The following is a 19,282-nucleotide window of genomic DNA, read 5'->3' as shown; positions in this document are numbered from 1 at the left end:
GTGCAGCGCTTTTTTCTTCTCATTCGAGGGTGGATTTCAGGCGGATTGGGGCCACTCCACCTCGAGAGAGGTGGTGAGTTGCTCCGCTTGGAAGCGCTCGATCAGTTCGGGACCGCCCAGGGAGTGACTCCAGATCTGCACTTCCGAGGCTGCCGGTGCTTCAAAACCAAGGATTTCTACCGGGAACACCACCCGCTCCATGAAAAATTGGTCGGGTCCGATGCAGCGCAGGATCACCATCCGATCGCTGCGATTCTGGTACCCACACTGGAGCTGATCCAAAGCTTCGAAATATTCGAATCAACATTCACGCCCCTTTCGTCACTGGGATGTGTTGTCGATGAGACCTTCGACGCGATTGAGGATTCTTCTTTCGATTCTCTTTGGATTGTTCGGGACGCCAGGGCCCTAGAGGCTCCTCAGGGCCGTGATCGGATCCAACCGTGCAGCCCTGCGGGCTGGCAAGACACCAAACACCAGGCCGATACTGCCCGACAGGCCCATGGTGACCAGCACGCTGCTGCCACCAATCGCGGCGGGCAGGGGCGTGACGGCCGCCACGATCGCAATCGCGGAGAGTCCCAAGCCACTGCCAATCAGTCCGCCAAGGGTGGAGAGCACCAGGGCTTCAACGAGAAATTGACTGAGGACGTCACTGCTGCGGGCCCCAATCGCCTTGCGCAGTCCGATTTCTGAGGTGCGCTCACTGACCGAGACCAACATGATGTTCATGATCCCGATGCCGCCGACGAGCAGCGAGATCGCTCCAATGGCCGCCAGCATCAAGGTCAGGCCGCCGGTAATCGTGCCCACGATGGACAGGGCATCTTTTTGGGAGCGAACCGCAAAGTCGTCCTCCCGAAGAATGTTGTGCCGCTGGCGCAGCAGGTTCGTGATCTGGAATTTGGCAGCGCCGGTGCTGGCTTCATCGACAGCCTCCACGCTGATGAAATTCAGGCTGACCCCATAGGTGGGATCTCGCCCGGAGAGCTTGCTGACCATCGTGGTCAACGGGATGTAGGCGGCCTCGTCCTGGTTCTGCCCGAAGACGGCTCCCTTCGGCGCCATCACACCGATCACTTCAAAGCCCTGGTTGCGAATGCGGATCCGCTGCCCGATGGCGGACCCTGAGGGCAGCAGTTTCTGCTTGAGGTCAGGGCCAATGACGACGACATTGCGGGCGCCGTCCATGTCCCGCTGGTCGATGAAGCGACCGCGGGCGACTTCAAAACGCCGGACCGTCAGGAAGGCGGGGTTGATGCCGGAGACGGTGGCACTGGCGCTTTTGGCGCCAGCCTGAAGAACGGCGCTCAGCGTGATCTGGGGAACGACCTGGCGGACACTGGGGACCTGCTCAGCGATGGCCTCCGCGTCTTCGAGCACCAAGGTTTTGGGGAAGTCGATCCCGCGGCGACGGCTGTCGTTATTCCCCGGAACGACAAAGAGGACATTGGCCCCCAGGGTGTTCAGCTGACCTTCGGCGAGGTTTTGGGCTCCGCGACCCACACCCACCAGGGTGATGACGGACGCATTGCCGATGACGATGCCCAGCATCGTCAACATTGAGCGCAGGCGATTCGCCTTCAGGGTGGCCAAGGCCATCCCGACGGTCTCGCGCATGGGCAGCTTGGCGGGCATTGCCGGGTCGGCCAGCGTTGGCCTGTTTTAGACGATGCTCGGGTTCAGCACGGTGCCCTTGCCCACGACGCTGACCTTGACCAGGTCGGTTGAGCCACTGACGTCGGCAAAGGTGCCCGCGGTTTGGATCACCAGATCCCCCTCCTTCAGCAGATTCGCCTCAGCCGCCACTTCCATGGCCCGGTTGAAGGTTGCTGCTGCGTTGTCCATGTCGGAGACCAGCAGGGGGGTGACACCCCAGACCAGTTGCAGCTGAGAGGCCACCTTGGTGTCGCTGGTGATGGCCAGGATCGGTGTGCTGGGGCGGAACTTGCTGACGTTGCGGGCGGTGGATCCGCTCTTCGTCAGCGGCAGGATCGCGGCCGCCTCCAGCTGGCTGGCAATGGAGCTGACCGCGTGGGAGATGGCGTTCGGCACCGTTGAGGCCAGTTGACCATCGCTGCTGCGGCTGGGGTAATCCCGCTCAATCCGCCGGGCGATTTGGCTCATCGTCGCGACGGCCTCAACCGGGTAATCGCCCACGGCACTCTCGTTGGAGAGCATCACGGCGTCGGTGCCATCGAGAATGGCGTTGGCGACGTCGCTCACCTCTGCGCGGGTGGGCCTTGGGCAGCTCACCATCGAGTCGAGCATCTGGGTGGCCGTGATCACGGGGATGCCCAGGGTGTTGCACTTGCGGATGAGTTCCTTTTGCAGCAGGGGAACTTCCTCGGCGGGCATCTCCACACCCAGGTCGCCGCGGGCCACCATGACGCCGTCGCACATCGGCAGCAGCGCATCCATCTGGTCGATGGCTTCAAACTTTTCGATCTTGGCGACCACGGGAGTGGTGTGGCCGTGGGATCGAATCAGGGCCTTGATCTCCTCCATGTCGGAGGGATTGCGCACGAAGCTCAGGGCCACCCAATCGACGCCTTGGCTCAGGCCAAAGGCGAGGTCTTCCCGGTCTTTGTCGGTCAGGGCCCGGACCGAGAGCTGCACGTCCGGGAAGTTGACGCCCTTGTTGTTGGAGAGGACACCGCCAACGGTGACTGTGCAATGCAGGGTTTGCGAGGACTGTTCAACCCGGTCGACGACCATTTCGACGCGGCCGTCATCCAGCAGGATTCGGCTCCCGGACACCACTTCATCCGCAAGCTTGTCGTAGGTGACGGTGGCGATCGTTTGGCAGCACTCGACGTCCCTGGACGTCAGGGTGAAGGGGTCCCCCTTGGCGACCGTGATCGGACCGTCCTTGAAGCGACCGAGGCGAATCTTGGGTCCCTGGAGGTCCTGCAGGATTCCGATGTGAACACCCATGTCGGCCGCCACTTGGCGGATGGTGGTGATGCGAGCCGCATGCTCGCTGTGGTCACCGTGGGAGAAGTTCAGGCGGAACGTGGAGGCACCCGCCTCGATCAGACGTCTGAGCTGTTCCGGGGATTCGGTCGCGGGACCGATGGTTGCCACGATCTTGGTGCGACGCGTGAGATCGGGCAGGGCCATTCGGGGGCGCCAAAGGGGAGGAACGACACTATCATCGAGGCCCTCCAGCGCTGTTGTACCAATGGATCTCAACGCCTATCAGCAGGGCGCTAGGCAGACAGCGCGCTATCCCAATGTCGGCGAGAACCCGATCTACCCGACCCTGGGGCTCTGTGGTGAGTCCGGCGAAGTGGCGGACAAGGTCAAGAAGGTGCTCCGCGATTCCGGCGGTGAATTCTCCGCTGAGGTGCGCGCGAGCTTGAAGCTGGAGCTCGGGGATGTCCTTTGGTATGTCGCCCAGCTGGCCAGCGAGTTGGACTTCAGCCTGGATGAGGTCGCCCAGGCCAATCTGGACAAGTTGGCTAGTCGCGCCGCCCGTAACGTGATCGCTGGCAGCGGCGACCACCGCTAAAGAGCTGGAGCAGGGCCTGATGCAGACGCGTAGAGCGGTTTCAAGCGGCTTTGGCCTTGCCCTGGCTGGCATGGCCCTAGCGCTGCTTGTTCTCTTGGGCTCTGCACCAGGTGCGTGGGCCGCTGGTCTGACGGTTCATGACGTCAGCCTCGACCCCTGTCCAGCAGAGGACATTGGCGCACAACCCCAGCTCAAGCGCCCCAGTGGGGCCAGCTGCTTTGTGCTGCGGGGCAGTGTTGAGAACCCTGGACGCAAGACGGTCTTCGACACGGACGTCTTCGCCCAAATTCTTGATGCCAGTGGCGAGCCGGTGCTGCAGAACCGGGCGCGGGTCGGATCGATTGGTGACGTGGAACAGGGCCGCTCAACGTTCGCGTTGCGCCTGGCGGTCCCCGCGGGCACCCCGGGTCCATTCACCTTCTCCAACGTGAAAGCGCGAGGGTTTAGTGCCCCCGTGCGCACCCGGGCGGGTGAATTCGATGATCTGCTCCCCTTGGAGCAGGCCGTCGCCGAAGCCGATCCGGCTTAGAAGAACGCGGGATAGAAGTAGCCGCGGCTCTGCTCGAGCAGACCCTGGATCAGTTGCAGGGCCAGGAAGGCGACGATCGCGGAGAGGTCCAGGCCTCCCAGGGGGGGGATCAGTCCCCGGAAGACATTCAGGTATGGGTCGGTGATGGCGCTCACGGTGGAGAGCACCGGGTTACCCCAATCCAGATTGGGGAACCAGCTGAGCAGCACCCGCACGAACAACACCAGCGTGTAGATCGAGAGCGTTTGGATCAGGACGCCGATCAGGTCGCCGAGGATGGACATGGCTACAGCTGCGCTGAGGTCACTCTATGGAGTTGGAGCGGTCTAGGCGGCCTGCTCCCATTCCTCATCACTGACATCGGGCGCCCCAGTGACCTCAACGGGCTCAGCGCTCGTCACCGGTTTGACCGTTTTGCGCTGGGCCACTAGCTCGTCGGTTTTCACCGAGAAGGTGCGATGAAACTTCTCGCTGAGGCTCAACCAGAACGACCGGCCCTCGCTCTGGCGTTTGCGCTCAATGAAGTTCTGGGCGAGCAGTTCCTTGATGTGGTCGTAGGCCCCTGAACCGCGTAGATCGACCAGATCGGACTGCAAGATCCGTTTTTTGATCGCGATTGTCGCCAGGGTGCGAAGGGCCGCCGTGGAGAGATCCACCGGCAACAGGTTTTGAACGAGGTCCCCGAGCCCATCCCGCAGTTGCAGGCTGTAGCGCTTGCCCTCCTGACGGATCTCGAGGGCCGTTTCCCGGTGGGCGTAGTCGGCCATCAAGGTGATCAGCCCCACCTCGACTTCATCGCGGCTGGCTCCCGCAATCTCCGCCAGCTCCCCTTGGGTCATGGCTCGACCCTTCAGATAAAGAATCGCCTCCAGCCGGGCGGGCAGAGAGAGGGAGCTGCTGACCGGTTGAAGCGCGATTGCTTCGGCATCCGTGGGGGTCGGCTCCTGGGTTTCGCCTGTCATACCCCGTGCCGAAAAGCGCGTCGCTGGCAAGTTATCCCACGCTCAGGCTGCCGGCCAGCTCTCCCAGGAAGAGGCGGTAGGCCGGGTTGTTGGTCTCATCGGCGTATTGGTAACCGAGGCCATCCAGGAAGCCCTGCCATTCGCTCAGTTCTGCCTCGGGCACCTGAACGCCCACGACGATCCGGCCGACATCCGCCCCATGGTTCCGGTAGTGGAAGATGCTGATGTTCCAGTTCGGGTGCAGGCTGGTCAGGAAGCGCATGAGTGCCCCTGGCCGCTCGGGGAACTCGAAGCGATAGAGCAGTTCCCGGCCATGGCCGGCGGCCTCACCGATGCGACCCGGAAGCCGTCCGCCGACCATGTGACGCAGGTGCAGCTTGGAGAGCTCGTCGTTGGAGAGGTCCAGGCAGGGGAACCCGGCATCCCGCAGGCTGTGGATCAGCGCTTCCTCGTCGAAGCTGCCACTGGTTTGAACCCCCACGAAGATGTGAGCGCGGCTGGGGTCGGCGAGCCGATAACTGAATTCAGTCAAGCTGCGCTGCCCTAGCAGGGTGCAGAACTGGCGCAGGCTGCCGGCTTGCTCGGGAATCTCCACCGCCAACATCGCTTCGCGGTCCTCGCTGATCTCGGTGCGTTCGGCGACGAAGCGCAGGCGATCGAAGTTCATGTTGGCGCCGCAGGCCACGGCCACCAAGGTCTTCCCCTCGAGCTTCCGGCGAGCGATGTCCGCTTTCATGCCCGCCACCGCGAGAGCGCCTGCCGGCTCAAGGATGGAGCGGGTGTCTTCAAAGACATCCTTGATGGCGGCGCAGATGGCGTCGTTGTCGACGGTGACCATGGCGTCAACGACCTCGCGGGCCAGCGCAAAGGTCTGCACACCGACTTCGCGCACCGCGACACCGTCGGCAAAGAGCCCCACCTGCTCGAGCTTCACCCGTTCCCCCAGGGCGAGCGAGCGGGTCATGGCATCCGCATCGACCGGTTCAACACCGATCACTTCGACGTTGGGCCAGAGGCTCTTGACGTAGGCGCCCACACCGGCGATGAGGCCGCCGCCACCCACGGCGATGTAGATCGCGTCAGGGGGTTCCGAGCACTGCCTGAGGATCTCGAGGCCGATGGTCCCCTGGCCGGCGATCACCTCCGGGTCATCGAAGGGGTGGATAAAGGTCAGACCGCGTTCATCGGCCAGTCGATAGGCCTCAGCACAGGCGGCGTCGTAGGTGTCGCCTTCCAGCACCACTTCCGCCCCGCGGGCCGCCACGGCTCTGACTTTCATCTCCGGCGTGGTCACCGGCATGACGATGACCGCCCGGCAACCGAGTCGCTGGGCGCCGAGAGCCACCCCTTGGGCGTGGTTACCGGCGCTGGCGGCGATGACGCCCCGTTCCAGCTCCGACGGGCTGAGGCTCACCATCTTGTTGTAAGCGCCCCGCAGCTTGAAGCTGAAGACCGGCTGCAGGTCCTCGCGCTTCAGGAGCACGTTGTTCTTCAGCCGCCGCGAGAGGTTCGGTGCGGCATCGAGCGGCGATTCAATGGCCACGTCGTAGACCCTGGCCCGCAGGATTCGCTGCAGCATCTCCATGCCGGAGCTCGGGTTCAGGGCAGAGCCGGTGGCTGTCATCGCGATTGGAAGATCACACCAGTGTCGCAAGCCCCTGACATCGGTCCAGGGGGGTATCGAATTCGACCCAGATGACGTCCTGCTGCGCGTAGGCTGAACCCCAATCTTGGCCGCAGGCATGCATCTCAGCGAGCTGACGCATCCCAATCAGCTGCATGGCCTCAGCGTTGCTGAGCTCGAAGGCATTGCCCGCCAAATCCGCGAGCGTCACCTGGACGTGGTGAGCACGAGCGGTGGCCACCTCGGCCCAGGCCTGGGGGTTGTGGAACTCACCCTGGCCCTCTATCAAACCCTTGACCTCGACAAGGATCGGGTCGTTTGGGATGTGGGCCACCAGGCCTATCCCCACAAGCTGATCACCGGTCGTTACAACGACTTCCACACCCTGCGCCAGAAGGACGGTGTTGCGGGTTATCTGAAGCGCTGCGAGAGCCCCTTCGACCACTTCGGTGCGGGCCACGCCAGCACCTCGATCTCGGCGGCCCTCGGCATGGCCCTGGCCCGGGATCAGCGCGGCGAAGACTTCAAGAGTGTTGCTGTCATTGGCGATGGCTCCCTCACCGGCGGCATGGCGCTGGAGGCCATCAACCACGCCGGCCATCTGCCCAAGACCCGCCTGTTGGTGGTTCTGAACGACAACGACATGTCGATCAGCCCCCCGGTCGGAGCCCTATCCACCCACCTGAATCGGATGCGGCACAGCCGCCCGCTCCAGTTCCTTCAGGACAACGCCGAGGAGGCGATCAAGCATCTGCCGTTCATGCACGGCGAGCTCCCGCCCGAGCTCAAGAACCTCAAAGAGAGCATGAAGCGGCTTGCCGTTCCCAAGTTGGGTGCGGTCTTTGAAGAGCTGGGCTTCACCTATATGGGGCCGGTCGATGGCCATGACATCGGCGGGTTGATCGAGGTCTTCCAGCAGGCCCACGCCCATGAGGGCCCGGTTCTGGTCCATGTGGCCACGACCAAGGGCAAGGGCTATGCCTTCGCCGAGGAAGACCAAGTGGGCTACCACGCCCAGAGCGCCTTCGATCTGGCCACCGGCAAGGCCTACCCCTCGAGCAAGCCGAAGCCCCCCAGTTACAGCAAGGTGTTTGGCCAGACCCTGGTCAAGCTCTGCGAACAGGACCCCCGGGTGGTGGGTATTACGGCGGCCATGGCCACTGGTACCGGTCTGGACTTGCTCGAGAAGGCGCGTCCCCAGCAGTATTTCGACGTCGGCATCGCCGAACAGCACGCGGTGACGATGGCCGCGGGCATGGCCTGTGAAGGTCTCCGTCCGGTCTGCGCGATCTACAGCACCTTCCTGCAGCGCGCCTACGACCAACTGATCCACGACGTCGGCATTCAGAACCTGCCCGTCACCTTCGTCTTGGATCGCGCTGGCATCGTCGGCGCTGATGGTCCGACCCACCAAGGCCAGTACGACATCAGCTATCTGCGCTGTGTGCCGAACTTCACGGTGATGGCACCCAAGGATGAAGCGGAGCTCCAGCGGATGATGGTGACCTGCCTCAACCACGACGGTCCAACCGCCCTTCGCATCCCCCGCGGTGAAGGGGAAGGCGCTCCCCTGATGGAGGAGGGTTGGGAACCCCTTGAAATCGGTCGCGGAGAACTGCTGACCGATGGCGACGACCTGCTGATCGTGGCCTACGGATCGATGGTGGCACCGGCGATGGCCACCGCTGGCTTGCTGCAGGAGCAAGGCGTCCGCGCCGCCGTGATCAACGCCCGCTTCCTGCGTCCCCTGGATGAGGCGCTGATCCTTCCCATGGCCCGCCGAATCGGCAAGGTCGTCACCATGGAAGAAGGCTGTCTCGCCGGTGGTTTTGGTGCCGCCGTTGTGGAGATCCTCAACGACCAGGACGTCCTTGTGCCGGTGCATCGGATTGGCATTCCCGACGTTCTCGTCGACCACGCCACTCCGGCCCAAAGCAAGGAGGCCCTGGGGCTCACCCCGGCTCAAATGAGCGAGTCCATCCTGAATCGCTTCGGCACCTTGAAGCGTCAGGCCGTGGGTGTCTGAGTCGATCCCCGCTCAAACAGTCTGGGATGTGCTGATCGCGGGGGCTGGTCCCTCGGGGTCTCGCTTGGCGCAGCAGCTTGCTGAAGCAGGGGCTTCCGTTCTTGTTGTTGAAGCCCTCGCAGATTTCTCAGTCAACGCGTTCAGCAGTGCGGCCCTTCCCCTGAGTGCCGTCCAGCACTGGCGGTTGCCCGAGCGGGTGATTGCGGCCCGTTGGGACCAGTGGCAGCTCTTGGGACCAGGAGAGCGCCAACGGCACTGGGCCGCCGCGTCCCCCCTCGGGGTGGTCTTGGACTTTGCGGCGTTGCGTCGCTGGTTGGCCGAGGAAGCCTGCTCCTCTGGTGCAGCCTTGCGGTTGGGCTGGCGGGTTTGCTCCTCCCAGACGCTGCCCACAGGGTTGGCTCAAACCGAACTGCGCGGGAGCGGCGGACAAACGGCCAGCGTGACCAGCCGGTTTGTGGTGGATGCCACCGGCGAAAAGCGCGTCTTGTTGGGCGATCCGGACCCGGCCCAGGGTGCCTTGATCAGCGGTGCCGGTGTGGAGTGGTTGATCAGGGTCTCCCCCGGTCAGTGGCAGGACTGGGCGGGCCGACTGAGTTTCATGTTGGGCAGTCGCTGGGTTCCCCAGGGCTATGGCTGGGTCTTCCCTATGCAATCCGGTCTTTTAAAGCTGGGCGTTTGCCGGTTGCAGGACGGCACGCGCCTTCAGCCGCCCCTGCATCAGCTGCAGCAAGCCCTGCTTGAGCGCCTCCAACTCAAGCCCAAGGCGGTTCTTGACCGCCATGGCGGTCTGATTCGCAGCACGATCCGGCGGCGTGAATCCCATCAACGGGGCGCGCTGTTGGGCCTGGGGGACGCGGTCAGCACGGGAAACCTGCTGGGTGGCGAGGGGATTCGTCATGCCCTGGCCAGTGCGGATGTGTTGGCGCCTCTGCTGATGGACGCCTTGGCGGGCCGGCCCAGGGCGCTGGCGTCCTACCCGAAGCGTTTGCGTCGTCGCCTGGGGTGGCGTTGGTCCTTAAGCGGTCGCCTCGCCAAGCGCACCTGGTTGGGACTCTCGGATGAGCGGGCCGATGGCCGAATCGACCGGTTGCTGGCTGGCCTCGAGGCCACCGCCAGCGCCGAAGCCTTGTCGCAGCTGTTGTTTGAGTACCGCTTTGAGCGCTACGGCCTGCGGGCCCTTCCTTATTTGATCGGACTGCGCTGAGGAGTTGGTTTCCAGGCAGCGAAAAGCCCCCCTGAAGCAGGGGGGCTCAAGCGGTTCCGTGAGGAAGGGATCAGACCACGCCGCGAGCGGCCAGGCCGAGGATGGCGCCCATGCCGAGGATGTGACCGAAGGAAGTGGTGGCCAGCAGCGCGGCGTGGCTCATGCCACCGAACATCGCTGCGTTGGGCAGTTGGGCCCCCTCGTTGGGGTACTTAATGGTGGCCTTGCCGATGCCGATGGCGATCACGTTGGCGATGATCATCACCAGGCCCACCTTGGGAGACCAGGCCACGGAGGCGGGGGCGATAGCCAGCAGAGGAGCGAGCATCGAAATCTTGGGGTGACATCTAATTGTCAGAGGGCCTCTCGCCAATGGCGCCCTCCGCTTAAGACTTGTTCACCCCCTTCTGCATAAAACCGAGCAGGATCATCACGTTGCTGATGGTCAAAAACAGCTCCGCTCCGCCATGGAGCGGGTCCACATCCGCGAGCTGGCGGCCATAAATGCCCTCAGCAGCGATGGCGGCCGCAATCGTGATCAGGACGAAGACCAAGGTGAAGCCAAAGCCCCAAAGGGCCAAGCGGGGAAAGCGCTTGGACCTCCAGGCCCACCAGAGAAAGGCCAGGTAGGGGAAGAGGGATGCCGCAAACAGTGGCGCGGGATCCACGTTGCCGAGAGCGCGCAGCCACTCACTGATGGCCGGAACCAGCCCGCTCATCCGAGCTCACTCCGTTTGCGCTGCAGATTCCAGGCCGCCCAAGCCATCGTCCCGTTGCCCAAGACGGTGCATCCCGCCTGCAGGACCACGAGTCCGTAGAGCTCCTCGGCGTTATCAAAGAGATGCCAAGTGCAGGCCGCCATGGCGCTGATGAGCGCTGGCACCATGGCGAGGGCGAGCCAGCTCCATTCCGGTTCGCCGCGCCGAAGCCCCCAGCGTTGGATCGCCAGCATGGCGAGCCCCCACTCCAGGACGGAAGCCAAGTGGATCCACCAGGTGGGTAGGGAGAGCGCGTGCATCCGCTGGTTCTAGCGGCGCCCGTTAGACGACGTGGGTGCTCAGATGCTCGAAAACCGTATGCAACACCTGGGCCATCTCCGGCTTGAGCTGGCAATCGGGGGTTGTCTTGGAGGCCAGCAGCAGCAACGCGCAGGCATCCACCAGCTGAGACGCTTCATCCGTCGTCAGGCTGATCAGATGCTCTTCCCCGCAGTGGGTGACGTTCAAGCTTGCTGCCCTACTAAGTGTCTGTAGCGCAGGCTACAGATGTATTCACTGTCCCTGAAAAGCGCGAGTATTTCTTCGGATTTGTTACGCCGATGGTGCTTCTTTTTGAAGGCCAAGGGTGAAGCTTTCACGGCGGTGAAAATCGGCTTCTTCGCCGCAGTGTTGGAGGGCCCAAAAACTGCAACCGACGCCCTTCTGTTCGATCACCGCGGTCAGTGATCCTTCGAGCGTCTTCTCGGCACGCAAGGTCTCCCCAAGATCCAGAGCGACCTCTGCCTTCAGCTGGACTGCGCTCCCCAAAACCTCCCTCTCAAGGCTCATTGCGCTGATCCCCATCCCTTGCTCCTGCCGCAGTCCCCGGCGGTATTCCTCCAAGCGATAGAGATTCCAATCGCCACTTGGACTGAGGTTGAACTCCCAATAGTGGGGTTCACCCGGGACGGCAAAAAAGGCCTCCAAACAGGTGGATTGCCAGAGGCCATCGAGCCGTTGGGGCGTGGCCGTTTGGCTCGGACAGACCAGCTCCTCTTGGGGGCCCTGGAGCCTGAATTGGAGCAGGAGCTGATCGCCGACCCAGCGGAGATGGCCCTCCAGGACAATCCCTTGGAGGCGTGCATCCTGTTGGAAGGGGTGCAGTCGCAGCACCGTTAGGCGGCTTCCACGCTGGAGGTGAGGCGATGCACCAGCGCTTGGAGCGGCTCCAACTGCTCTTCGATGCTCTGGGTCAGGGCAAATTGCACTTGGGCGCGCCTGAGGTTCTGGCCGTCTTCGCTGACCTTGAAATAGCGATCACCGTTGAGGTGATCGGTGAAGAAGCGCAGACCGAGCTCGAAACTGATCAAGCGTGCCGACTCGGGGATGAAGCGCAAATCCATTGCGGTCAGCATTGATCCAGCCGCTTCCAGATACCCCCTCAAGATCGCCTCGGCCAGCTCTAGATCAAACTGCACGCCCCGCAAATCAGTGGCCTCCTCACCCGCCCGGTTGCAGCAGGAGCGCAGGCAGTCGCCGATGTCGTAGTGCACCAGCCCGGGTTTCACCGTGTCCAGGTCAATTAGGGCGACGGCTTCGCCAGTGACCCTGTCGAGCATCACGTTGTTGATTTTCGGGTCGCCATGGATGGGGCGTTCCTGCAGCTCGCCGCGGGCCTTGGCCTGCTCGAGCACGGAGCAGAAGGACTCCCGGTCTCGAATGAAGGCGATGCAGTCACTCGTCTCCGCTGTTGGCTGGACTTCCGTGCGCACCAGGGCCTGGCGGTATTGATCCAAATAGTGCGGGGTGATGTGGAACCCCTCGAGGGTGTCGTGGAGCTCCCCTGGCGGAAGATCGCTGATGAGGTGGTGAAACCGACCGAGCCCCAGACCGAGTTGGTAGGCCTGCGCTGCGTCTTCGATCCGATCCACGCTTCGGGTGTTCTCGATGAAGCTCATGCAGCGCCAGACCCCACCCTCTGCGCAGCAGTACCAAGGCTCGTCCCGGCCGTCCGCTGGGGTGACTAGGCGTGGGTGCTCCCAGCGGCTGTCTCCGGGGCTGGGTTCTTTGCGCTGAATGTGGGCCTCCACGGTCTGGAGGTTCCGCATCACCTGCTCAGGGCAGGGGAACACGGCTGTGTTGAGCCGCTGCAGGACAACGCTCCCCGCTTGGGTCTCCACCAGGAAGGTGTCATTGACATTCCCGCTCCCCAGGGGGCTGACCCGCAGCACCGCACCTGGGGGATGAAAGGCTTCCGCCGCTGCCAAGGGGGCGTGATCCATCTCCCTCCCAAGCAGCCTTCAAATCAAGCTGTCACGGGAATGGACCAACAGACGGGAGTCAGGGTCAGCTGCTCGAGAGGTTGCGCTCAGCTCGCGGTGCGCTCGCGCTGGATTTCGCGCTGCAGCTGATAGCGAATCTGATCCGGTGCCTTGTACTGCCGGGGCAGACAGTTGTGCAGGGTTTCCAGCCGGCTCCAAACAAGGGTCTTTTCAATCCCAGCCTTTGAGCGGCCTTCCAGCAGCAGCTGTTTGAGTGCCTTGCGGTAGAGGAAGTACTTGGACTCCAGTTCGCCGATGGTGAGACCTTCTGAACTTGCTGTCATCTGAAGGCTCTGTACCAGCTTTCAACCTACGCGAATGCCTGGGTGCTCCGGGCGACAACGTTGCAGAGCCAAATCAGGAAGTTTTTGGCGGATTTCTGGTGGAACCGTCTGGGGGCGGTTCTCATGGACCCAACTTTGGGGCTGCCGCATGCTTGCTGCCGTTGCCAACGCCGCGCTGCTCTTGCTCTATGGAGTCGTCGGACTTCAGATGGTGCGGGCGTTCATCAGCCATCGGCGTCGCCTGCGCCAGAAGGCCAAACGACTCGTTCTGGAATTGGCCTACACCGTTGGTGAGCGAGCCGATCAGCCCCTTCGCCAGGACCGCGACCGGGATCTCGTCGCTTAGGTCGGCTTGGTGCTGATGACAGCAAAGAAGGGGTCTCCGGCCTGACCGAGCAGCCCCATCACGCCAGAGGCTTTTGTCGTTTCAGCGATTCGCTCGGCTGACGACCAGCCTTGGGCCTCCAGAACACTGGCGACATAGTCCAGGTGGTCTTGGTCGCTGCTGTCGGTCCAGATCAGCGGTGCCTTGGTGAAAAACATCCGATTGGAGAAGGCCACGATCACCTGGCCGCCGGGTCGGGTCACCCGCAGGAGCTCGCTGGCGATGGCTTCGGGGTATTGGAGGTACTGCCAGCCGGCGACGATCAAGGTGGCGTCAACGCTCGCGTCCGGCAGCGGTAGCTCTTGGTTCTGGTTGAGGTTCTGCAGCCAGTAGCTATCGAGGCGAGGGTTGGTCGCGAGCTCCTTTTCGTTGAGGCCGTGCCCGATCACCCGCTCGAGGGGCTTGTCCTCGGGGAGGTGGGAGACCCAGCTGGACATCAGATCCAGGACGACGGCGTTCTTCGGAATGCGCTCGGCGTACAGGGCGGTCAGTCGCGTCCGAAAGGCTGGATCGAGGTGGTGGACGAGCCGCGGTTCGGCATAAAAGAGGACATCATCGGAACCATCCCACTTGCGTCTCTGGGACTCCTCCAGCACCAGAACGGTCATGGCTCGTTGATTGGTGCGTGCAGTCTGCAACTTCAGTCCGAATGCTGTAGGCATGGGCGCAGCTGACTTGCCTCCGTGACCCGACCCGCCGGCCTGGTTCTTGCCGTTGCGTTGGCTGGATTCAGCGTCGCTGCTGGTGGTGTGGCCTGCTCCCCCCTGAGCGCACCGATCGCGCAGCCCGCGCCGCGGAGTTACCCGCGGGTCCCTGGGGATGCGAGCGCCATCGCCCGTCGCTTGGTTGAGCTGGAGACGTTGTTGCGGGATCCGGTAACACCGGCGGCTGACTTACCGGATTTGGGGCACCAGCAGCAGGTGATCTATCGGGTGTTGTCTGCTGATCGGCAGCGCAGCGCAGCGGTGATCCAACAGCTCCCCTCCCGTTGGCGTTCCGTCGCGGAGCGGCATTTGGCCGCGAGGCGGGCGTTTCTCGCCATGAGCAAGCGCCGCCCCACGCGGGTCCCTGCCTGGCGGATTATTCCGCCTGAACCCCTTCCCCAGCTCCTATCCCACTACCGCAAAGCGGAGGCGGCCACCGGCATTGACTGGGAAGTGTTGGCGGCGGTCAACCTGGTGGAAACCGGGATGGGCCGCATTGATGGTGTCTCGGTTGCCAATGCCCAAGGGCCGATGCAGTTCTTGCCGACCACCTGGGCTGAGGCGGGGATCGGCAAGGGCGACATTCGCAATCCCCATGACGCCATCCAAGCCGCGGCCCGCTACCTGGTTCGCCGGGGCGGTCTCAAGAGCATTCGCCGCGGCCTCTGGGGATACAACAACAGCGACCTCTATGGCGAGGCGGTCCTGCTCTATGTCTCCCTGCTCAAGGACGATCCCCAGGCGATCGTCGGTCTGTACCACTGGGAAATTCACTACAACGCCCAGCAGGGCGATCTCTGGCTTCCCGTTGGCTATGAGCAACTCCAGCCCCTGCCCGTTGAGCGCTACCTGCAGTTGAACCCACGCAGCGCTCCGCCTCGGACGCCAGGATGACCGGGCTTGAGCCCCGCGTTGTGACTGCCTCCGCCTCCGGATTCCAGCTGCCCTTAACGGAGCAGTCCCTGCGAGACCTCTTCACGAAGCCCTACGGCGCACCGGCCCCCAGCCATGAGCAGTGGAAGGCGGTCTACGCAGCGGATGTTCATTTTGAGGATCCGACCCAATCGCGCGATGGGCTCCAGGCCTACCTCGAGGCCCAAGACGGGCTGGTGAAGCGATGCGATGACGTCTACCTGGCGCCCCATGCCGTCGTCATCAACGGCCAAACCGCCTTCGTGGAATGGACGATGGGCCTCAAGATCAAGGGCATCGAGTTCGTCTACCCCGGAGCGACGCGTCTGCTCCTCAATGGCGACGGCTTGATCGTTGATCACCGTGATTATTTCGATTTCGTCGGTCCGACCTTTGCTCCAGTTCCTTTGATCGGCGGCTTCGTGCGCTGGCTCTACAAGCTCTTTGTGGACTAGCGCTCCTCGGCCAGCTCGGCTGCGATGACCGCTTGGCAGGTGCGCTCCATCAAGTCCTGGTAGCTGGGGTCATCGGGCCGGAGCTCAGCGGCGGTGCGCCAGCACTGGATCACGCCAGCTCGCACCGCACGACGCTTGATCAGGCGGCGCTGGGACCAGGGCACTGGAGACGTTTCCAGCCAGTCGTCGATACAGCTGTGCATCGCGGCGAAGACATCGACCATGACCTGGTCGCGTTCGGTTGTGGCGACCAGGTCGTGGGCCACCAGGCGGCCGGCCTCGATCCCGAGCCGATCACTGGGGGGACTCTCCTGGCTGGGGGGTGGCCCGAAGCGTTGATCCAGCCATAGCCCGAGCTGGATGCAGGCTTCCAGGCTGACGTCAGAGCAGAAGGAGGGAGTCATTGGATCGAACATCTGTGTAGGTCCTACCCGCGCTTGCTGCGCAGCCAGATCTCGAAGTCCATCGAGAACTTCTCGCGAAGGAACAGGGAAAAATCGGCCTGAGACATCCCCTCGGCTGCGGCGTCCATCGCTGGAAGGCTCCGTTGCCGAATCGCCTCCTCGACAAGGATGGAGATCGCTTTGGAGATGGAGTGCCGCTTCTCCTTGGAGAACGTGCGCACCCAGGCCGCCGCGCTCTCGCTAAGGATGACCTGGTGGCGTTCGCTGGCCAATCTGCGCCGAGACCCTACTCGCAATCCTACCCAGACTGTGTAGTTATCGCGAGGATTTGCGTGACTAGCTACTCGCCGATGTGTAGTGCCGCAGGGCAAAGCGCCAGAACCAGCGGCTCGCCAGCAGACTCCCGACCGCCATCAGCAAGGAGCCCGCGGCCCAGGGCCAGGATCCTTGGCCCAGTAGGGCCTGGGAGGGAACGGTGGTCATGAAGGCCACCGGCAGAACAAAGACGAACACCAACCGCAGCGCTGGCGGATAGGCGCTCACCGGGTAGCGCCCTGCGACGAGGGTGTAGCGGAGCACCTCGGTTGCATTCCAGACCTTCACGAACCAAATCGAGAGGGCCGCCAGCGAGAACCAGAGGCTGTAGAGGATCGCGGCGCCACTCAACAACAGGACGGAGCCCAAGACCAGCGCCTCCCCTTGGAGGCCCGTCCCACTCCGTTGGAGACCCAGCCCCACCAAAACGACGCCGGCCAGCAGGGCGGGGATGCCCCAGGGCGAAAAACAACGGAGGGAGAGCCAGAGCTGGCTGTCCACCGGCTTCAGCAGCACGAAATCGAGGGTGCCTTGCTGCACATGGTTGACGATCTTGCTGAGGTTGGGTTGCAGCAGGCAGCTCGTGAACCCATCCAGGAGGGTGTACAGCCCGAGGACGATCAGGGCCTCATTCCAGCCCCATCCCCCCAGGGTGGATTGCCCGGTGTAGAGCAACGAGAGCACAAAGAGGCTTCCCGCCAGATTCCCGCTGACGGCCAGACACTCCAGCACCAGGTTGAGCTGATATTCGCTCTCCGCCTCCAGCGAACTGCGCCAGAACTGCAGCACGGTGCTGAGGGTGCGGGAGCGTCTCATGCCCCCATCGCGCCGTAGCGGCGGAGTCCGCGTCGCCAGCTCAGCCAGCAGAGGGGGCTCAGCAGCCCACACCAGAGCATCAAGCTGAGAAAGCCAGCGCCGATATCCACGGGCAATCCCGCCAAGAGCCGGGCGGGGAAATCCACCATGGCCGGAAAGGGTGTGGCCAGGGCGACGGTTTTGATGGCCGGCGGGAAGGTGTCGAGCGGCGCCACCAAACCCGAGAGAAACAGATAGGGGATCACCAGGAGTCGATCCAGCGCCGCGGCGCGCTCGCTCCAAAAACACAGCATGCTGCTGAGGGTCTGCAGCAGAAAGCGGAGCAGGAACGCGCCCCAAATGGCGGCGATCCCCAGCGCCAGGTTTTCGGGAGTGGGCACCCAAAGCAGGGCCGGGTTCACCCAGGCCAAGGCCAAGAGCATCAGGGCAACGAAAGGAATGCGCGTGGCCTGTTCAGCGAGGTGCGCTGCGAAGTAACGCCACAGGGGTTGGAGCGGTTGCAGCAGGAACGGCGACAACTTGCCGCTGACCACGTCCTCCTCGAAGACATGGATCAGCCAGACCACGCTGAATTGCCGCACCAGAAAGGCCGCCACAAAGTAGTGACGCAGCTGCCCAGGGTTCCATCCGGCCTGGCTGGCGGCCCCACTGTTTTGCCAGACCCCGAGCATGATCAGGGGCAAGACACCGGAGAGGGCCCACAGGGCAATTTCGGCGCGGTACTCGAGCATGTACGCGTACTGCGTACTCAGCAAGGTTCGGGCGATCCGGATCGCAGCTCGGGCGGAGGTCACGCTTCGTTCTCTCCCGCCTGTTGAAAGAGGCTGCGCATCAGGTCCTCGATCGGTGGATCGCTGACCTCCAGGTCCAATACGTCAAAGCGCCCGAGGAGCGCCGCGACGGTCTCGGTCAACTGCTCCCTGGGCACGAGCAGCTGCACCTGATGCTCTTGATGGGATTCAACGGTGCCAAAGGCCTCAAATACCTGCCGGGGCTGGGGCTGCTGGAGTTCGAGTCGCACCTGGCGATGGGGGGCCAATCGGCTGGTGAGCTCGCCCAAAGGACCGTCGTGAAAGAGGGCGCCCTCGTGGATCAGCAGGACGCGCTCGCAGAGGGCCGTGATGTCGCCCATGTAATGGCTCGTCAGCAGGATCGTTGCGCCTGTGCGCCGGTTGTAGGTGGCGAGGAAATCGCGAACCCGTCCCTGGGCGGTGACATCGAGGCCCAGGGTGGGTTCATCCAGAAACAGCACGCGCGGCTCGTGCAGCAACGAGGTCAGCAGTTCCGCTTTCATCCGTTGGCCCAGCGAAAGCTTGCGGACCGGGCGATGCAGCTCTTCGCCAAGTTCCAAGAGGTCAGCAAGCTCGCGGACCCGACGCTGCATCACTCCCTCGGGAATCCCATACACCGCAGCGTTTACCCGGATGGAGTCCCACGGCGGCAGATCCCAGATCAACTGCTGCTTGTTCCCCATCACCAGGGTGATGTCTTGCAGGAACCGTGCCTGACGGCGTTGGGGCTTGGCCCCGGCAACCAAGAGCTCACCGCCGCTCGGGTGAATGAGCCCGCTCAGCATTTTCAAAGTGGTGGTTTTCCCGGCACCGTTGGGACCAAGGAAGCCGACCATTTCCCCTTCTTCGATGGCGAAGTGGATTCCTTTGACCGCCTCCAGATCGCGGTAGCGCCGGCGCAGCAGATGCCGGAACGTGCCCTTCAGACCCGGTTGTTTTTCAGCGATCCGGTAGGTCTTGCTCAGGCCTTGGGCCAGGACGATGGGTGTGGACTGCGCGCTCAAGGTGCGTCGCTGATGCAGGCTTGGGCTTGCTCGAGGCCTTGATCGCTAGGCGCAATGCCGAGCTCCGTCTGGAGCTCCTGAGCCTGGCGAACGCGATCACAGGCCAGGTCGTTTTCACCGCGGTTGAACAAATCTTCAGCGTCCGCGCTTAGGGCCTGCAGTTGGCGCTCCTTCTCCAACCGCTCTTCTTTGCGCGCGTTGGATTCGGTCGGTGATGGCTCCCCGTTGGGACGGCTCGGTCTGTTGGCTGGAGCGCAGCTCACGACCAGGACACCGAGAGCGATGAGCCCAAGGGCTGTGCTCAGGAGCTTGCCCACCGAAGTCGTCATGACTG

Annotated in this window: 27 protein-coding genes; 7 read left to right on the top strand and 20 right to left on the bottom strand. The window is 63.2% G+C overall.

All coding sequences use genetic code 11. From position 1 onward, the window contains the following. Positions 1 to 36: 36 nt before the first annotated feature. The 3 genes from H0O22_RS04110 to pyk form a co-directional block, all read right to left on the bottom strand. On the bottom strand, positions 37 to 240 hold the full coding sequence (locus tag H0O22_RS04110; RefSeq protein WP_255439458.1) for a DUF1830 domain-containing protein: 204 nt from the start codon (positions 238 to 240) through the stop codon (positions 37 to 39). Between the two features lie 168 nt (positions 241 to 408). Next, on the bottom strand, positions 409 to 1,638 hold the full coding sequence (locus tag H0O22_RS04105) for an ABC transporter permease (protein WP_185187734.1): 1,230 nt from the start codon (positions 1,636 to 1,638) through the stop codon (positions 409 to 411). Positions 1,639 to 1,665: 27 nt separating this feature from the next. Next, the gene (pyk, locus tag H0O22_RS04100; RefSeq protein WP_185187733.1) at positions 1,666 to 3,123 is read right to left on the bottom strand and encodes a pyruvate kinase; all 1,458 of its coding nucleotides are present in this window, start codon (positions 3,121 to 3,123) and stop codon (positions 1,666 to 1,668) included. A gap of 61 nt (positions 3,124 to 3,184) precedes the next feature. Here pyk and H0O22_RS04095 point away from each other — a divergent pair, with 61 nt between their 5' ends. Together H0O22_RS04095 and H0O22_RS04090 are read left to right on the top strand one after the other, a co-directional pair. Continuing rightward, on the top strand, positions 3,185 to 3,514 hold the full coding sequence (locus tag H0O22_RS04095) for a nucleoside triphosphate pyrophosphohydrolase family protein (RefSeq protein WP_185187732.1): 330 nt from the start codon (positions 3,185 to 3,187) through the stop codon (positions 3,512 to 3,514). A gap of 19 nt (positions 3,515 to 3,533) precedes the next feature. Beyond that, on the top strand, positions 3,534 to 4,043 hold the full coding sequence (locus tag H0O22_RS04090; RefSeq protein WP_370521478.1) for a hypothetical protein: 510 nt from the start codon (positions 3,534 to 3,536) through the stop codon (positions 4,041 to 4,043). Here H0O22_RS04090 and H0O22_RS04085 read toward each other — a convergent pair. Genes H0O22_RS04085 through ilvA form a run of 3 tightly spaced genes read right to left on the bottom strand, consistent with a single transcriptional unit; the run spans position 4,040 to position 6,629 of the window. Beyond that, the gene (locus H0O22_RS04085; protein ID WP_185187731.1) at positions 4,040 to 4,327 is read right to left on the bottom strand and encodes a YggT family protein; all 288 of its coding nucleotides are present in this window, start codon (positions 4,325 to 4,327) and stop codon (positions 4,040 to 4,042) included. The genes H0O22_RS04090 and H0O22_RS04085 overlap by 4 nt on opposite strands. A gap of 42 nt (positions 4,328 to 4,369) precedes the next feature. Then, complete coding sequence (scpB, locus tag H0O22_RS04080) at positions 4,370 to 5,005, bottom strand: SMC-Scp complex subunit ScpB (RefSeq protein WP_185187730.1); 636 nt, start codon at positions 5,003 to 5,005, stop codon at positions 4,370 to 4,372. 31 nt (positions 5,006 to 5,036) lie between these two features. Continuing rightward, the gene (gene ilvA, locus H0O22_RS04075; protein WP_185187729.1) at positions 5,037 to 6,629 is read right to left on the bottom strand and encodes a threonine ammonia-lyase, biosynthetic; all 1,593 of its coding nucleotides are present in this window, start codon (positions 6,627 to 6,629) and stop codon (positions 5,037 to 5,039) included. A 118-nt stretch (positions 6,630 to 6,747) separates the two neighbouring features. On the opposite strand from ilvA, the gene dxs reads away from it, so the two are divergent. Together dxs and H0O22_RS04065 are read left to right on the top strand one after the other, a co-directional pair. Beyond that, a complete protein-coding gene (dxs, locus tag H0O22_RS04070; protein ID WP_185187728.1) occupies positions 6,748 to 8,655 on the top strand; it encodes a 1-deoxy-D-xylulose-5-phosphate synthase in 1,908 nt (635 codons plus the stop codon). Beyond that, a complete protein-coding gene (locus H0O22_RS04065) occupies positions 8,648 to 9,859 on the top strand; it encodes an NAD(P)/FAD-dependent oxidoreductase (RefSeq protein ID WP_185187727.1) in 1,212 nt (403 codons plus the stop codon). Before dxs ends, H0O22_RS04065 begins: the two co-directional genes overlap by 8 nt. A 70-nt stretch (positions 9,860 to 9,929) precedes the next feature. Here H0O22_RS04065 and psaK read toward each other — a convergent pair whose 3' ends face one another. The 7 genes from psaK to H0O22_RS04030 form a co-directional block, all read right to left on the bottom strand. Next, a complete protein-coding gene (gene psaK / locus H0O22_RS04060; RefSeq protein ID WP_010317232.1) occupies positions 9,930 to 10,187 on the bottom strand; it encodes a photosystem I reaction center subunit PsaK in 258 nt (85 codons plus the stop codon). A gap of 58 nt (positions 10,188 to 10,245) precedes the next feature. Then, on the bottom strand, positions 10,246 to 10,578 hold the full coding sequence (locus H0O22_RS04055) for a DUF3593 domain-containing protein (RefSeq protein WP_185187726.1): 333 nt from the start codon (positions 10,576 to 10,578) through the stop codon (positions 10,246 to 10,248). Further along, positions 10,575 to 10,877 (bottom strand): DUF2499 domain-containing protein, encoded by a 303-nt coding sequence (locus H0O22_RS04050; protein WP_185187725.1) that lies wholly within the window; start codon positions 10,875 to 10,877, stop codon positions 10,575 to 10,577. Before H0O22_RS04050 ends, H0O22_RS04055 begins: the two co-directional genes overlap by 4 nt. Positions 10,878 to 10,899: 22 nt before the next feature. Beyond that, positions 10,900 to 11,085, bottom strand: a complete 186-nt coding sequence (locus H0O22_RS04045) for a hypothetical protein (RefSeq protein WP_185187724.1) — start codon at positions 11,083 to 11,085, stop codon at positions 10,900 to 10,902. A gap of 84 nt (positions 11,086 to 11,169) precedes the next feature. Then, positions 11,170 to 11,730, bottom strand: a complete 561-nt coding sequence (locus H0O22_RS04040) for a DOMON-like domain-containing protein (RefSeq protein WP_185187723.1) — start codon at positions 11,728 to 11,730, stop codon at positions 11,170 to 11,172. Positions 11,731 to 11,732: 2 nt separating this feature from the next. Then, the gene (locus tag H0O22_RS04035) at positions 11,733 to 12,839 is read right to left on the bottom strand and encodes a phosphotransferase enzyme family protein (protein WP_185187722.1); all 1,107 of its coding nucleotides are present in this window, start codon (positions 12,837 to 12,839) and stop codon (positions 11,733 to 11,735) included. Positions 12,840 to 12,925: 86 nt separating this feature from the next. Beyond that, entirely contained in the window at positions 12,926 to 13,162 is a 237-nt protein-coding gene (locus H0O22_RS04030) for a DUF3136 domain-containing protein (protein WP_185187721.1), read from the bottom strand. Positions 13,163 to 13,310: 148 nt separating this feature from the next. Between H0O22_RS04030 and H0O22_RS04025 the strand changes: the two genes are divergently transcribed. Continuing rightward, positions 13,311 to 13,508 carry a hypothetical protein gene (locus H0O22_RS04025; RefSeq protein ID WP_185187720.1) on the top strand — a complete coding sequence of 66 codons (198 nt, stop codon included), beginning with the start codon at positions 13,311 to 13,313 and terminating at the stop codon, positions 13,506 to 13,508. Here the strand turns inward: H0O22_RS04025 and H0O22_RS04020 are convergent. Continuing rightward, the gene (locus tag H0O22_RS04020; protein ID WP_185187719.1) at positions 13,505 to 14,155 is read right to left on the bottom strand and encodes a class I SAM-dependent methyltransferase; all 651 of its coding nucleotides are present in this window, start codon (positions 14,153 to 14,155) and stop codon (positions 13,505 to 13,507) included. The genes H0O22_RS04025 and H0O22_RS04020 overlap by 4 nt on opposite strands. Positions 14,156 to 14,230: 75 nt before the next feature. On the opposite strand from H0O22_RS04020, the gene H0O22_RS04015 reads away from it, so the two are divergent. Beyond that, positions 14,231 to 15,145, top strand: coding sequence for a transglycosylase SLT domain-containing protein (locus H0O22_RS04015; protein ID WP_185187718.1), 915 nt, complete (start codon positions 14,231 to 14,233; stop codon positions 15,143 to 15,145). Positions 15,146 to 15,165: 20 nt separating this feature from the next. Continuing rightward, positions 15,166 to 15,618 (top strand): nuclear transport factor 2 family protein, encoded by a 453-nt coding sequence (locus H0O22_RS04010; protein WP_255439457.1) that lies wholly within the window; start codon positions 15,166 to 15,168, stop codon positions 15,616 to 15,618. Here the strand turns inward: H0O22_RS04010 and H0O22_RS04005 are convergent. The 6 genes from H0O22_RS04005 to H0O22_RS03980 all read right to left on the bottom strand — a co-directional run bounded on the left by H0O22_RS04005 (position 15,615) and on the right by H0O22_RS03980 (position 19,277). After that, positions 15,615 to 16,022 carry a hypothetical protein gene (locus H0O22_RS04005; protein ID WP_185187716.1) on the bottom strand — a complete coding sequence of 136 codons (408 nt, stop codon included), beginning with the start codon at positions 16,020 to 16,022 and terminating at the stop codon, positions 15,615 to 15,617. The genes H0O22_RS04010 and H0O22_RS04005 overlap by 4 nt on opposite strands. Before the next feature lie 23 nt (positions 16,023 to 16,045). After that, positions 16,046 to 16,294, bottom strand: a complete 249-nt coding sequence (locus H0O22_RS04000) for a hypothetical protein (RefSeq protein WP_185187715.1) — start codon at positions 16,292 to 16,294, stop codon at positions 16,046 to 16,048. A gap of 64 nt (positions 16,295 to 16,358) precedes the next feature. Then, positions 16,359 to 17,153, bottom strand: coding sequence for an ABC transporter permease (locus H0O22_RS03995; RefSeq protein WP_185187714.1), 795 nt, complete (start codon positions 17,151 to 17,153; stop codon positions 16,359 to 16,361). Continuing rightward, complete coding sequence (locus H0O22_RS03990; RefSeq protein WP_185188291.1) at positions 17,150 to 17,884, bottom strand: ABC-2 family transporter protein; 735 nt, start codon at positions 17,882 to 17,884, stop codon at positions 17,150 to 17,152. Before H0O22_RS03990 ends, H0O22_RS03995 begins: the two co-directional genes overlap by 4 nt. A gap of 59 nt (positions 17,885 to 17,943) precedes the next feature. Beyond that, a complete protein-coding gene (locus tag H0O22_RS03985; RefSeq protein WP_370521477.1) occupies positions 17,944 to 18,948 on the bottom strand; it encodes an ATP-binding cassette domain-containing protein in 1,005 nt (334 codons plus the stop codon). Further along, positions 18,945 to 19,277 carry a hypothetical protein gene (locus H0O22_RS03980; RefSeq protein ID WP_185187713.1) on the bottom strand — a complete coding sequence of 111 codons (333 nt, stop codon included), beginning with the start codon at positions 19,275 to 19,277 and terminating at the stop codon, positions 18,945 to 18,947. The genes H0O22_RS03985 and H0O22_RS03980 overlap by 4 nt, the downstream gene beginning before the upstream one ends. Positions 19,278 to 19,282: the final 5 nt, after the last annotated feature.

Origin of the sequence: Synechococcus sp. LTW-R (genome assembly GCF_014217875.1) — a bacterium.
In the GTDB taxonomy this organism is placed as follows: Bacteria; Cyanobacteriota; Cyanobacteriia; order PCC-6307; family Cyanobiaceae; genus Vulcanococcus.
Note: the sequence above shows the minus strand (reverse complement) of the source record. Positions and strands in the feature narration are given on the sequence as shown.